Here is a 13,770-nt window from a genome sequence, read left to right as displayed (position 1 = left end):
CGCCCGGTCCCGTTCCGAACCCGGAAGCTAAGCCCCATCGCGCCGAGAGTACTGCGGGGCCAGCCCGTGGGAGGCCAGGGCGCCGCTGACCGGTGGACGGCACCGAGCCGTGCGCTTGGACTGGGAAGGGGGAGGCCTCGCGGCCTCCCCCTTTTTTGCGCTATATACAAGCTGTGCCTTGTGAACGGACTCTTCCTTTGACTCTCTTACTGTTTGGCTGTTTTTTGAACCGTCGCTTTGTATTTGCGCGATAATTACTCGCATTGACGTTAGGGAGGGCTTGATGTTTACCGTTTTCGTTTTGGGCAATATTGCTTCGGGTAAATCGACTGCCTGCCGCTTTCTGGAATCTCGCGGAGCCCTGCTTATCGATTTAGACGTTCTTGCCAAATCGCTGTACGTACCGGGGTCGGATATCGTCAATGCTCTTGCTGAAGAGTTTGGCTGGGATATTTTGGACGAGGATGGCGGTGTTCGACGTAACGTTCTCGCTTCTCGAGCTTTTGTTTCTCCCGATACGGTTGCAAGGCTCAATAGTATTGTTCACCCCGCTCTCATTGAGCAGCTTTCGCTGAGGATTCTCGATCCTGCTTGCTGTACGGTTTCGTCCCCCCGCTATCCCTTTGCGGCGGTCGAAGTATCTGCTCCGACTGGCTTCGAGGACGCCTTTGGCCTTGCGGATGAAATTATGGTTGTTAGCGCTCCTTTAGCGGTCCGTCGCGAACGTGCTATTCACCGTGGTATGGAGCCATCCGATTTTGATGCTCGCTGTGCTTGCCAACCCGATGAGTCTTCGCTTTGCAGTCTCGCCACGACCGTGATTGATAACGCAGCGAGCGACAGCTCGCTCTTTGAACAACTGGACGCGTGGCTTGCTCGCCATGGCCTTATGGATGCTATGGATAAGGAGACGACAGATGCCTAAGACGCGTTTCTTTACGTGGTATCGCCTTGTGCCGCTGGTTGTCGTTTTCGTCTTTGGCCTTATCTCGCTCGTTTACTCGTGTGCTCCCGCCGCTTTCTTTAAACCGTTCTATCCGATTGACTATGAGGCGTATGTAAAGCAGTCCAGTATTTCGCATAATCTCGATCCGTATCTGGTGTGTGCCGTCATCAAGTCGGAATCAAACTGGGATCCCGAGGCGGAATCAAATCAGGGCGCCCAAGGTCTCATGCAACTTATGCCCGAAACCGCTCAGGATATGATCGCTAAGGGCCTTGTCGACGGGGACGAGTATTCTGCCGATGACCTGAATGACCCCGCTTCGAATATCGAATTTGGGTGCGCGTACCTCTCATACCTGTTGACGTATTTCAATGGGTCGACGGATAGCGCTATTGCTGCTTACAATGCCGGAATGGGCAATGTCGATGGGTGGGCGCAGCAAAACACATCGCTCCATAACGCGATTGCCTTTCCCGAGACGCAAGCCTATTTGATTCGTGTCAATAATGCCTGGATTCGCTATAAGACCCTCTATCCCGACCGGTTCGTATAGGACTATGCCTGCCGCCTGCGTATACTGCAGATGTATGAGTTAGGAGTATCCATGGCGGATTTTGAAGTTGAGCGTGTTGGCGGAGAGCTCAAACGTTTTGGCGTTGAGGGCTCCGAGGTACCGTTTGAGGTCGTGTCTCCCTATGAGCCTGCAGGTTCACAGCCTAAGGCCATTGAGTCGCTTGTGCAGGGTGTGAGGGACGGAGACCGCTATCAGGTTTTGCTTGGCGTGACCGGCTCGGGCAAGACCTTTACCATGGCCAAGACCATCGAAGCTCTCGGTAAGCCAACGCTGGTCATGGCCCCCAACAAAACCCTCGCCGCCCAGCTTGCGAGCGAGCTCAAAGAATTCTTTCCCAACAACGCCGTGGTCTACTTTGTCTCGTACTACGACTACTATCAGCCCGAGGCATATGTGCCGCAAAGCGATACGTATATCGAGAAGGATGCTTCGATTAACGAAGAAGTCGAGATGCTTCGACATCAGGCGACCGCCTCGTTGCTTTCTCGACGCGATGTGATTGTCGTTGCTTCGGTGTCCTGCATCTATGGCATCGGCTCTCCTGAGGACTATGCGGGGCTGGCGCCGAATGTCGACAAGAAAGTACCGCTCGAGCGCGATGACTTTATCCATGCGCTCATCGACATTCAGTACGACCGGAACGACTATGACTTGGCGCGTGGCACCTTCCGCGTGCGCGGTGATGTTGTCGATGTGTATCCGCCCTATGCCGAGCATCCGTTGCGATTTGAGTTCTTTGGCGATGAGGTCGAGCTTATCGCCGAAATCGATGAGGTTACCGGTGAGATGCTTCGTGAGTATGAGGCTATTCCCGTGTGGCCGGCATCGCACTATGTGACCGAGAAGCCCAAGGTCAAGGCGGCCTTGAAGTCAATCAGTGAAGAATGCGAAAAACGCGTCGCGGAGCTCAAGGCGACCGACAAGTTGCTCGAGGCGCAACGTCTGCAGCAACGGACCGATTATGACCTCGAGATGCTTGAGACCATGGGCTTTTGCAACGGCATCGAGAACTACTCTCGCCATTTGGACGGGCGTAAGCCGGGTGAACCGCCGTTTACCTTGATTGACTATTTTCCCAAGGACATGCTCTGCATCATAGACGAGAGCCACGTGACGGTGCCACAGATTCGCGGCATGCACGAAGGCGACCGATCGCGCAAAGTTACGCTTGTTGAGCATGGTTTTCGCCTGCCCTCGGCGCTCGACAATCGTCCGCTTCGCTTCGATGAGTTTGAGGCGAGGATTCCGCAGTTCATCTACGTCTCGGCCACGCCGGGCGACTACGAGCTGCGGGTGAGCCAAAACGACGTGGAGCAGATTATTCGTCCGACCGGCCTGCTCGACCCCAAGATTGACGTGCGTCCCGTTCGCGGTCAGATTGACGATCTTGAGGACGAGATTCGCGAGCGCGTTGCCCGCAAGGAGCGCGTCCTGGTGACCACGTTGACCAAGCGCATGGCCGAGGACCTGACCGACCATCTACTTGATGCGGGCATTAAGGTCAATTACATGCACTCTGATACGGCGACAATGGACCGTGTCGAGATCCTGCGAACGCTGCGCGAGGGCAAGATCGATGTCCTCGTTGGCATCAACCTGCTTCGCGAGGGCTTGGATCTTCCCGAGGTCTCACTAGTGGCAATTCTCGATGCCGATAAGGAAGGCTTCTTGCGCAACCGCCGTTCGCTGATTCAGACGATTGGCCGTGCGGCCCGTAACGCCGATGGCGAAGTCATCATGTATGCAGACGTTGTGACCGATTCGATGAAAGCGGCCATCGAGGAGACGCGGCGCCGTCGCGAGATTCAGATGGCATATAACGAAGAACATGGCATTGTGCCCAAGACAGTGCGCAAGGCCATCAACGACATCTCAAGTTTTATTGCCGAGGCCGAAAAAACTGTGGGCTCCAAGGGACGCTCGAAGGGCGACTCTCTTGGCCATGGTGCATTCTATACGCCCGATGAGTCGGGCGAGGGCGGTGTGCCGGAAACGGCGGCGCCCGAGCAGACACTTGCGGAGCAGTTGGAAGAACTACCGCATGACGAGCTTGTGCGGATCGTCGAAACCATGGAAGAGGATATGCGTAACGCTTCTGCCGCCATGGACTTTGAGGAGGCGGCGCGCCTGCGTGATGCTGTCGTTCAGATTCGGGCGATGCTCGAGGGTGCGTCTGAGGACGAGACGATCGAGCGCTTGCGTTCGCAGGCCCGCAAGGGTTCCACGTTCGCATCGGGTAGAAAACGCCAGGGTGCACGGTTTAAGAAATAGCGAACAGGCCCCGAGTTCCCTGTGGAGCTCGGGGCCTGTGTCTTTTGCGCGCTGGAATTCGTTCGTTAGAGGTCTGCGATCAGGGCTTCGGCACAACGGATACCGTCGGTGGCCGCGCTCATGATGCCTCCGGCATATCCAGCTCCCTCACCACAAGGGTAGAGGCCCGAGGTCGACACGGCATGGCACGTTCGGTCTCGGGTGACAGTGACCGGTGAGCTCGAACGAGTCTCCACGCCGGTAAGAACGGCATCGGGGCGGTCGTATCCCCGTAGCTTTTTTCCGAGTAGGGGAAGTCCCAGGCGGAGCGACTCGACGATATGCTGCGGCAGGGCTTCGTCAATTGCCGTCCAGGTCACACCGAGCGGATAGGTGGGCTTTACCTTTCCGGGCGCCTTGCTGGCGCGTCCTGCGAGGAAATCTCCGACGAGTTGTGCCGGTGCGTTCCAGTTGGAACCGCCCAGGCGATAGGCGGCCGCCTCGCAGGCGCGCTGGAGCTCGATGCCGGCGAGCGGGTCATCGTCGGGAAGGTCCTCGGGCGTTACGTTAACGAGCAGGGCGGCATTTGCGTTACGGCCGTCGCGGGCATTGAGGCTGGCGCCGTTGACGCACAGGTGGCCCTGCTCGGAAGAGGCGGCGACAACCTGCCCGCCGGGGCACATGCAAAACGAGAACACGCTGCGGCCGTTGGGAAGATGAGCGACGAGTTTGTAGGGGGCTGCTCCGAGGGCAGGATGTCCCGCCGAGGCTCCATATTGGGCTCGGTCGATGTCGCGCTGCGGATGCTCGATGCGAACGCCCATGGCAAAGGTCTTTTGTGCGAGGGCCACGTCGTGGTCCTTAAGGAGTTCAAAAATATCGCGAGCAGAATGCCCGCAGGCGAGGATGAGGTGCTTTGTCTCAATTGACTCGTAAGCGGCGTCTTGGGATGATTGGACATCAATACCGGTGATGGTGCCAGACGCGTCGATGCGAATGTCGACGAGTTTTGTTCGATAACGGACGACACCTCCGAGCTGCTCGATGCGCTGGGATATAGCGGTAACAACCGTGGGAAGGATGTCGGAGCCAATGTGCGGCTTGGCATCCCACAGAATATCGCGGGGCGCACCCGCCTCGACGAAGGTTTCGAGGATGAGGCGATGGGCGGGATTTTTTGTTCCCGTATTGAGCTTGCCGTCCGAGAAGGTCCCCGCGCCGCCCAGACCAAACTGGATATTGCTCTCGGGGTCGAGGATACGCTCCTTTAGAAAGAGGTCGATCGCCTGCGAGCGGCGAAATGCCGGGTCGCCGCGCTCGATGAGCAAGGGCTTCAGACCTGCTTCGGCAAGGGTGAGTGCGGCGAAAAGGCCGGCGCATCCGGCACCGACGACGATGGGGCGCTCTTTGGGTGCGCCGGAAACGGGGGAGGGGAATGAAGGTTCATCGTCTTCTATCGCGCGTACGCGCGAGCGGTCACGCTCGGCAACGCTGTCGATCGCTTCTCGCTCGAGGTGGGGACTAGTCAGCTCAACACGAAAGCTCAGGATAAAATGGACGTCTCGTTTTTTGCGAGCGTCGATTGACTTGCGGTGGAGCTCGATGGACTTGATCTCGGAGTCCTTGCAACGTAGGACGCGCTTGGCGACTCGCTTGCCAACAATGAGGCAGGCATTTTCATCGCCGGCTTCATCGAGTGACGCGTTGACTTGGGTGATTTCGATCATCGAGGTCTCCTTAGAGGCAAGAAAGAGGCCGTCCGGTATCCCAGACGGCCCGAATGCGTTTTTGATTATAGACTGTGCGGCTACAGGCTGCTTGCAGCGCGAATGCCCGAGATCCAGGCCCACGCAAGGTTAAAGCCTCCGCAATCGGCGTCGATGTCGAGCGCTTCGCCGCAGACGTAAAGCGGGGCGTCGACAACGCTGCACGCGTGTAGACTGGGTGTTGAGATGCTCTCGACAGATACGCCACCACGCGTGACCTGCGCCGAGCGCTCCTCGGCTGTTCCCTCGACGAGCAACTTAAAGTGCTTGAGGATCGAGACCAGGTGGACGACATCGTTGGAGCCCGGATGGCACTGCTCGAACGCTGTGCAGACGACGCGGGAGAGTTGCGGGGCGAGCATGCCGTCGAGCCAACGGGGATCGCGGGGCGAAAAGCCGCCGAGCAGCTTAACGCGCCTGTTAAGCATATCGAGCAAATCGTCTTTAGAGAGGTCGGGGAAAGCGTCGAGCAGGATCGTATCGCCGCGCTGGATACGACGGGAGAGGTTGAAGACAGCGACGCCCGAGATACCGAAGGTTCGAAACAGTACTTCACCGTCTTCGTGCCAGAGCTCCCTATGGTTTCGGGTGAGCGTCAAGCGGGCGCGGACGCGCAGACCATCCAACGTCTTGAGTGCCGCCCGATCGCCAACGACCGTTGCCGATACGGGGCAGAGGATGGGGCGCAGCGAAGTGAGGGGGAGGCTAAACGTATCGGCGATACCGGTGGGGTTGCCGCCCGTGGCGATAATTACGGCGCGCGCCTCCAGGGCCTCGTTCTTGCGAGGGACATCGGCGAGTGCTTTCCGAAGCGAGCGGAGCTCCGATTTTCGGTCGTCGTGCTTTTTTGCCTTGAGCGCCCGCGCTGGACGGTTTATTTGGAGTGCCCAGCCTTCGGAAGCTTTGTGCGCCGAGGCAACGTTGGCTCCGCAGATTAAGGTGATACCCAGGCGGTCGCAAACGTTGAGAAGCGCGTCGCGTACCGATTCGGCGCGAAGGGAGCGCGGGTACAGCCGGCCTTCCTCGGAGGTTGTCATGATGCCCAGCGAGGAGAAGAAACCCATAAGCTCTTGCTCGGGCTGGGGGCCCATGACGGATTCGACGAATGCGGGGCGGTTATACCGCTGAGGATCAATCGATTCGTTGGAGAGGTTGCAGCGACCGTTTCCGGTCGCAAGCAGCTTAAGGCCGCACGCGACATCGCGCTCAACGATGCAGACGCTTTTACCCGCGCGTGCGGCCGTAATGGCGGCGGCGAGGCCTGAAGCCCCGCCGCCGATTACCAGGACGTCATAGAAGGCGCTCGTGTTCACTTAGGCCTCGTCGGTCTCGTGCGGGGCAATGGCCTCGACGGCAGAGACGGCCTGGGGCAACATGCCGTCGGGCAGCGCGGTCTCGACCTCGCCCTTATCGCAGGCCTCGGCGAGTGCCGGATTAATGGGAAGCTGGCCCAAGATGTCGAGGTTATAGCGCTCTGCGACCTCGGGGAGCTTGCTCTTGCCAAAGACCTCGATCTTCTTGCCGCAGTCGGGGCACTCAATATAGCTCATGTTCTCGACAATGCCCAGAATGGGGACGTTCATCTTCTCGGCCATGTTAACCGCCTTGGCGACGATCATCGAGACCAGATCCTGCGGGCTCGTGACGATGACGATGCCGTCGACGGGCAGCGACTGGAAGACGGTGAGCGCGACGTCGCCTGTTCCCGGAGGCATGTCGACCAGCAGGTAGTCGATGGGGCCCCACGAGGTCTCGCTCCAGAACTGCCTAATGGCGCCTGCGATGACCGGACCGCGCCAAAGGACGGGGTCGGTCTCGTTTTGGAGCAGCAGGTTGGAGCTCATGACCTTGACGCCGTGCTCGGAGATTTCGGGCAGCATAAGGTTGCCAAGGGCATGGACGTGGCGTCCGCTCATACCGAACATCTTGGGGATAGAGGGACCGGTGATGTCGGCATCGAGGACGCCGACCTTGTGGCCGTGACGGGCAAGCTCGGTGGCGATGGCACCGGTGACAAACGACTTGCCGACACCGCCCTTGCCGGAAAGCACAGCGATGACGCGTTTGACCTCGGACAGCGTGTTCTCCTCAAATTGCGACGGCGACGTTTGTCCGCCGGCGGCCTGTGCGTGCTCGCAACCCATGTATGACTCCTTTGTATATGTTGGGGCCGGGGCCCCGTGATGTGACACGAGCGTCATTGTACCCTCGTTTGCGAGCGGGAGTCATTTGTGATGTGCGATGGGTAATCGATGGCATTCGAAAGCGTGGGTCGGACACGCAACATGCGTGCGTCGGACAAAGCTAAAGGTCTGGGAATCTTGTATTACGAACATCTGTGCGCGTCGAGTGCGCTAAACTCATCGGCAGTATGATTCGATGCAATAGGAGGCAAGGAGCTTCCATGTCTGATTCTTCTATCGTTATTCGCGGCGCTCGTGAGCACAACCTCCGTGATATCGATGTTTCCATTCCGCGTGACCAACTCGTGGTCATTACCGGTCTTTCTGGCTCGGGCAAGAGCTCGCTGGCATTTGACACTATCTATGCCGAGGGCCAGCGTCGATACGTCGAGAGCCTTTCGAGCTATGCGCGCCAGTTCTTGGGCCAGATGGACAAACCCGACTTGGATTCAATCGACGGCCTTTCGCCGGCGGTGTCGATTGACCAAAAGACGACGTCTAAAAACCCTCGCTCGACGGTTGGCACCGTAACCGAGATTTATGACTATCTGCGCCTGCTGTTCGCCCGTGTGGGCACCCCGCACTGTCCCGAATGCGGCCGCGTCATTGAGCGCCAGACGACCGACCAGGTTGCCGACAAGGTCTTGGCGGCGGGGGAGGGTCGCCGCGCGTTTGTGCTGGCACCGGTGGTGCGCGGGCGAAAAGGCGAGTACACCAAACTGTTTGAGGACCTTCGCGCCGAGGGCTTTAGCCGCGTGCGTGTCGACGGTGAAGTGCGCTCGCTCGACGATCCAATCGATCTGGACAAGAAGTTCAAGCACGATATCGAGGTCGTGGTCGATCGCATCGTGATCCGTGAGAACTCTCTGGGCCGTATCGCCGAGTCCGTTGAGCAGGCGACCGCGCTGGCTCACGGCAATGTAAATGTGTACATGCTGCCCGATCGTGATGCTCCCGAGGGGACCGAGGGCGAGCTGCTGGAGTATTCGTTGGCCTTGGCGTGCCCGGAGCATGGACACTCCATTGACGATCTTCAGCCGCGTGATTTTTCGTTTAACGCTCCCTATGGCGCATGTCCTGAGTGCGACGGCCTGGGCTTTAAGAAAACCGTTGATGCCGAGGCGCTGATCGAGGACCCCTCGAAGTCCATTGCCGACGGAGTCTTTGGTAGCCTGTTTGGCAATTCGAACTACTACCCGCAGATTTTTGCTGCGGTCTGTAAACACTTTAAGGTAAGCGCCGATACGCCGTGGGAGGACTTGCCCCCTCGCGTGCGTCGTGCATTCTTGGATGGCCTGGGCGATACGAAGATCTCGGTTGACTACCAAAAGCTCGACGGACGTCGTAGCCAGTGGGATACCAAGTTTTCGGGCGTTCGCAACATCCTGTACGAACGCTATACCGAGACGACGAACGAGAACACCAAGGCGCGCTTGGAGAAGTACATTCGCGAGGAACCGTGCTCGAGCTGCCACGGCGCTCGTTTGCGCCCTGAGATGCTCGCCGTCACCGTGGGCGGCAAGTCCATTTACGAGGTTTGTTGCCTGTCGTGCCGTGAGTCGCTCGAGTTTTTTGAGGGCCTGGAGCTCACCGAGCGCCAACAGTTTATCGGCGGGCGCATCGTCAAGGAAATCCTGGAGCGCTTGCGTTTTCTGGTCGATGTTGGACTCGACTATCTGACGCTCGATCGTGCCTCGGCGACGCTTTCTGGTGGCGAGGCGCAGCGTATTCGCCTGGCAACGCAGATCGGCGCGGGTCTCATGGGCGTGCTCTATATTCTAGACGAGCCATCGATCGGCCTTCATCAGCGCGATAACGAGCGCCTGATCAAGACCCTTGAGCGCCTGCGCGATATCGGCAATACCGTCATCGTCGTCGAACACGACGAGGACACGATCCGTGCCGCTGACTACGTGATCGACATGGGGCCCGGCGCCGGCGTCAACGGCGGACACGTAGTCGCGGCGGGAACGCCTGCCGATATCATGGCGTGTCCTGAGTCGATGACGGGCGCTTATCTGACCGGCAAACGAATGATCCGGGTGCCTGATGAACGGCGCAAGCCCGGTCGCGGCTGCCTTAAAATTACGGGCGCTCGAGCTAACAACCTCAAAAACGTTACTGCCAAGATTGAGTTTGGTACGCTTACGGTTGTTACCGGCGTGTCGGGATCGGGCAAGAGCTCCCTGGTTACCGACACCATTGCGCCTGCCCTTACGAATGCTATTCACCGTTCGACGCGCCCTGTGGGTCCGTATAAGAAAATCGAGGGCATCGAGTGTATCGATAAGGTTATCGATATCGACCAGTCGCCGATTGGCCGCACACCGCGTTCCAACCCTGCTACCTATATTGGCCTGTGGGATGATCTTCGCGCGCTGTTTGCGAGTACGCCGGAGTCGAAGGCGCGCGGCTACTCGCCGGGTCGTTTCTCCTTTAATGTGAGTGGCGGGCGCTGTGAGGCGTGCAAGGGCGACGGACAGATCAAGATCGAGATGCACTTCCTTCCCGATATCTACGTTCCCTGCGAAGTTTGCGGCGGTAAACGCTACAACCGCGAGACACTCGAGGTCACCTACCGTGGCAAGACCATCTCGGACGTGCTCGACATGAGCGTCACCGAGGCGCTGGCCTTCTTTGGGAATATCCCGCAGATTAAGCGCAAGCTTCAGACTTTGTATGACGTTGGCTTGGGCTATGTGAGTTTGGGGCAGCCTGCCACGACGCTTTCGGGCGGCGAGGCGCAGCGTGTGAAACTCGCCAAGGAGCTTCATCGACGCCAGACGGGCAAGACGTTCTATATTTTGGACGAGCCGACGACCGGCCTTCATTTTGAGGACGTCCGCCAGCTGCTCGATGTGCTGCAGCGCTTGGTCGATGCGGGCAACACGGTGCTGGTGATTGAACACAACCTTGATGTCATCAAGGTTGCCGACCGCCTGATCGATATGGGTCCCGAGGGCGGCAATGGCGGCGGAACCGTCGTGGTCTCGGGTACGCCGGAGCAGGTCGCGGCATGTTCGCAGAGTTACACGGGCAAGTTCTTGGCACCGCTGCTCAAGCGCGACCGCGAGCGTCAGGCACAACTCGACGCCCAGTAAAGAGACGCCGTCGTACGAGAAGCGCCACCGATTCCTTTCGATTCGGTGGCGCTTCTGTGTGTCGAGATGACGTATGCGGCTAAATTGGACATATACTTAGGCGTTACGTTCGAATGCGAGGGAAGGGACATGCCATGGCAAAGGCTGCAAAGACGCCGAAAACCAATGCGATGCGCGAGCTGGAAAACGCCGGCATCTCCTATATTCTCCATACGTATGAAGACGATGGCGATGAGTCGGTGGGTTTAGGCGTTGCAATTTTGGAACAACTTGGCGAGGAGCCTGGCCAGGGGTTTAAGACCTTGGTTTGCGTGACGCCGTCCAACGAACACGTTGTGTGCTGTCTTCCCGTTGCCGACGAGCTTGACCTAAAGGCCGCCGCGCGCGCCGCTGGTGAAAAGTCGCTGACCATGATGCATGTCAAGGACTTGCTTGCCGCGACGGGGTATGTCCGGGGCGGCTGCAGTCCAGTCGGCATGAAAAAACGCTTTCGGACGCTGATCGATGAGACATGCGTCCTTTGGGATACCATTTTTATCTCAGGCGGTAAGCGTGGCTATCAACTTGAGCTTGCCCCCGACGACTTAGTTGCATTTTGCGGGGCGACGGTTGCCCCGATCACGAGAGAGGACTGAGCGATGCCGCAGGAAGAATCGAAGCGCGGAGCTCACTTTGCAAAGGGTTCGGCTTCTCAGACGCCCGCGCCTGAGGCTTCTTCGCTCGATGACCAGATTCGAAACGCTTGGTCCGTTGCTGCAGATCCAGGGGAGACGGCTGTGTATTTGCGTGCCGCCGGTGCCGGTACGGTGCCTCCCCGTACGATTCTCTCTTCGGCTCGTCCCGATGAGACGGCGGTGTTTTTGGCCGCGGCTCAATCCCGTGCCGGACGGATGCCTGACGCCGGGGCGTCTCGTGCGCCGCGTCCCGATGAGACGGCGGTGTTTTTGATGGCGGCTCAGGGAAAGGGCGCACTGCAGGGTGTCCCAGCCGATCGTCCCGCGAGGCCTGCAACCGACGGTGATGGCGAGCAGTTGCTTTTGGATGACGAGTGGTCACCGCTCGGCTCGACCGATCCGGTCGAGGGCGTTGCTGTTGAGGACGATGATTGGGATCCTTTGTCGTTTTCTGGTCGAACCGCTGCCGCCAGGGAAGTTGACACGGTGTTTGGTAATAATGCCGTAGCTAACGATGACGCTTCGTTTGACAACGATGTCACGCCTGTTGACGGAGCTTTTTCTGCCGATGATGCCGTTTTGGTCGACGACCCCTTCGCGATAATCGATGAGCCTGATATCGAGGTTGATTCTCGACAACACACTGAAGTCAGCCCCCAATCACAGGACGACGTAGATGATATGGGCTCGTCGGACTACTCTACGGTTGGCCGTTCTGCCGGCCTCATGACTGCACTGACCATCGTGTCGCGCGTCACCGGGTTTATCCGTACTTGGGCTATGGCTGCCGCCATCGGCATGTCGCTGCTCTCGTCTTCCTATCAGGTCGCCAACAACCTGCCCAATATGCTCTATGAGCTCGTGATGGGCGGTATGTTGGTTACCGCCTTTTTGCCGGTGTACATGGGCGTGCGTCGTGAGCAGGGTCGCGGCGCCTCAAACGAATACGTAGGTAATCTGCTCGGCATCCTGCTTTTGCTGCTGGGCGGCATTTCGGTGTTGGGCACCGTGTTTGCTCCGGGCTTTATCTGGACGCAGTCGTTCCTTTCGGGCGATGGCGGAAGCATGGATACCGCTGCATTCATGTTCCGTTTCTTTGCCATTCAGATTTTGTTCTACGGCTTGGGCTCGGTGTTCTCGGGCGTTCTTAACGCGCATCGTGACTACTTTTGGTCGACGTTCGCCCCGGTACTCAACAATGTGATTGTCATTGCGAGTTTTATGGGCTTCGCTCCCGTATCTGCCTGCTTTGGTGAGCAGGCGGGCGTCGTTTTGATTTCGCTCGGCACGACGCTTGGCGTTTTTGTCCAGATGGCGTGCCAGATTCCCGCACTCGGTAAGCATGGTGTCCGGCCTCATATTCATATCGACTTTAAGGATCCTGCACTGCGACAGACGCTCGCGCTCGGCGTCCCGACGTTGCTCGCTACGGTATGCATGTTCGTGTCGACTTCCATTACCAACGCAGCCGCGCTGGTGGTGCAGCCCGAGACCGGTCCTTCTGTAATTGCCTATGCGCGCCTTTGGTACACACTGCCTTATGCCTTGATAGCCGCCTCGCTCTCGACGGCGCTTTATACCGAGCTTTCGCACGATGCCCAGGAAAAGGATTATGACAGCGTGCGCGTTGGTATCTCGCGCGGCGTGGCCCAGATGCTCTTCTTCCTGATTCCTTTCGCGCTATATCTCATTGTGTTTGCCCGTCCGCTCAACATGATTTATTGCGCCGGCAAGTTCGACGAGTCGGGTGTGGCGCTTGTGTCCGAGTTTCTGGTTTATCTGGCGCTCTCCCTGCCGCTCTACGGCGTGGTCGTGTTGATGCAGAAGAGCTTCTCGGCGTTGCTCGACATGAAGCCCTATAGTCGCTATTGCCTATACTCTGCCATCGGTCAGGCTGGTTCGGTTCTGCTGTTTGGTGTGGTGCTGGGCTATGGCATGCCTGCGATTGCGATGTCGTATGTTGTCGACTATGTGATTCTGGTCGGCTGTTCGCTGTGGTGGCTGCGTCGTCGTCTGCAGGGTCTTCAGGTTAAATCTATTCTGCACGGCTGCTTCTATGGCCTTTTGCTCGGCGGCCTGGGTGCCGCAGCGGGTGCCGGCGTTTTGTGGGCGCTCGAGAGTTTTGTCGGAGCGCTTGGCGGATCGATTCTTATTACCTTGGGCTATGTTTGCATCGCGGGCATGGTTTCACTTGCCGTGACTTTTGGCCTTGCCGTCCTTCTAAAGATGCCTGAGGTCTCCGCGCTTCTTCGCCGCAGGTAGGCAGTCGTGGCAGG

Annotated in this window: 9 protein-coding genes and 1 rRNA gene; 7 read left to right on the top strand and 3 right to left on the bottom strand. The window is 58.3% G+C overall.

Annotation, left to right across the window (positions count from 1 at the left end; all coding sequences use genetic code 11):
* From rrf to uvrB, 4 genes are all read left to right on the top strand, one after another.
* Nucleotides 1-91 (top strand): 5S ribosomal RNA (gene rrf / locus ACTQW0_RS05015); the annotation flags it as partial.
* A gap of 192 nt (nt 92-283) precedes the next feature.
* On the top strand, nt 284-925 hold the full coding sequence (gene coaE / locus ACTQW0_RS05010) for a dephospho-CoA kinase (protein WP_441567172.1): 642 nt from the start codon (nt 284-286) through the stop codon (nt 923-925).
* Nucleotides 918-1,499 carry a lytic transglycosylase domain-containing protein gene (locus tag ACTQW0_RS05005; protein ID WP_441068933.1) on the top strand — a complete coding sequence of 194 codons (582 nt, stop codon included), beginning with the start codon at nt 918-920 and terminating at the stop codon, nt 1,497-1,499. Before coaE ends, ACTQW0_RS05005 begins: the two co-directional genes overlap by 8 nt.
* A gap of 51 nt (nt 1,500-1,550) precedes the next feature.
* Complete coding sequence (gene uvrB / locus ACTQW0_RS05000; RefSeq protein WP_427728756.1) at nt 1,551-3,791, top strand: excinuclease ABC subunit UvrB; 2,241 nt, start codon at nt 1,551-1,553, stop codon at nt 3,789-3,791.
* A gap of 65 nt (nt 3,792-3,856) precedes the next feature.
* Here the strand turns inward: uvrB and ACTQW0_RS04995 are convergent, their stop codons facing one another.
* The 3 genes from ACTQW0_RS04995 to ACTQW0_RS04985 form a co-directional block, all read right to left on the bottom strand.
* Nucleotides 3,857-5,497 (bottom strand): NAD(P)/FAD-dependent oxidoreductase, encoded by a 1,641-nt coding sequence (locus tag ACTQW0_RS04995; RefSeq protein ID WP_441567169.1) that lies wholly within the window; start codon nt 5,495-5,497, stop codon nt 3,857-3,859.
* A gap of 80 nt (nt 5,498-5,577) precedes the next feature.
* The gene (locus ACTQW0_RS04990) at nt 5,578-6,849 is read right to left on the bottom strand and encodes an NAD(P)/FAD-dependent oxidoreductase (protein WP_441567167.1); all 1,272 of its coding nucleotides are present in this window, start codon (nt 6,847-6,849) and stop codon (nt 5,578-5,580) included.
* Complete coding sequence (locus ACTQW0_RS04985; RefSeq protein ID WP_427718672.1) at nt 6,850-7,680, bottom strand: Mrp/NBP35 family ATP-binding protein; 831 nt, start codon at nt 7,678-7,680, stop codon at nt 6,850-6,852.
* 260 nt (nt 7,681-7,940) lie between these two features.
* Between ACTQW0_RS04985 and uvrA the strand changes: the two genes are divergently transcribed.
* The 3 genes from uvrA to murJ all read left to right on the top strand — a co-directional run bounded on the left by uvrA (nt 7,941) and on the right by murJ (nt 13,756).
* Nucleotides 7,941-10,820, top strand: a complete 2,880-nt coding sequence (gene uvrA / locus ACTQW0_RS04980) for an excinuclease ABC subunit UvrA (RefSeq protein ID WP_427728763.1) — start codon at nt 7,941-7,943, stop codon at nt 10,818-10,820.
* A gap of 134 nt (nt 10,821-10,954) precedes the next feature.
* The gene (gene ybaK / locus ACTQW0_RS04975; protein WP_154517518.1) at nt 10,955-11,455 is read left to right on the top strand and encodes a Cys-tRNA(Pro) deacylase; all 501 of its coding nucleotides are present in this window, start codon (nt 10,955-10,957) and stop codon (nt 11,453-11,455) included.
* A 3-nt stretch (nt 11,456-11,458) separates the two neighbouring features.
* On the top strand, nt 11,459-13,756 hold the full coding sequence (gene murJ / locus ACTQW0_RS04970) for a murein biosynthesis integral membrane protein MurJ (RefSeq protein WP_441567165.1): 2,298 nt from the start codon (nt 11,459-11,461) through the stop codon (nt 13,754-13,756).
* Nucleotides 13,757-13,770 lie beyond the last annotated feature (14 nt).

The organism is Collinsella sp. LCP19S3_B7 (assembly GCF_052121795.1).
GTDB lineage: Bacteria > Actinomycetota > Coriobacteriia > Coriobacteriales > Coriobacteriaceae > Collinsella.
Note: the sequence above shows the minus strand (reverse complement) of the source record. Positions and strands in the feature narration are given on the sequence as shown.

Bases quoted from the DNA above. Each gene is read 5' to 3' on its own strand.
- coaE (WP_441567172.1), top strand. From the start codon at position 284: ATGTTTACCGTTTTCGTTTTGGGCAATATTGCTTCGGGTAAATCGACT.
- ACTQW0_RS05005 (WP_441068933.1), top strand. From the start codon at position 918: ATGCCTAAGACGCGTTTCTTTACGTGGTATCGCCTTGTGCCGCTGGTT.
- uvrB (WP_427728756.1), top strand. From the start codon at position 1,551: ATGGCGGATTTTGAAGTTGAGCGTGTTGGCGGAGAGCTCAAACGTTTT.
- ACTQW0_RS04995 (WP_441567169.1), bottom strand. From the start codon at position 5,497: ATGATCGAAATCACCCAAGTCAACGCGTCACTCGATGAAGCCGGCGAT.
- ACTQW0_RS04985 (WP_427718672.1), bottom strand. From the start codon at position 7,680: ATGGGTTGCGAGCACGCACAGGCCGCCGGCGGACAAACGTCGCCGTCG.
- uvrA (WP_427728763.1), top strand. From the start codon at position 7,941: ATGTCTGATTCTTCTATCGTTATTCGCGGCGCTCGTGAGCACAACCTC.
- ybaK (WP_154517518.1), top strand. From the start codon at position 10,955: ATGGCAAAGGCTGCAAAGACGCCGAAAACCAATGCGATGCGCGAGCTG.
- murJ (WP_441567165.1), top strand. From the start codon at position 11,459: ATGCCGCAGGAAGAATCGAAGCGCGGAGCTCACTTTGCAAAGGGTTCG.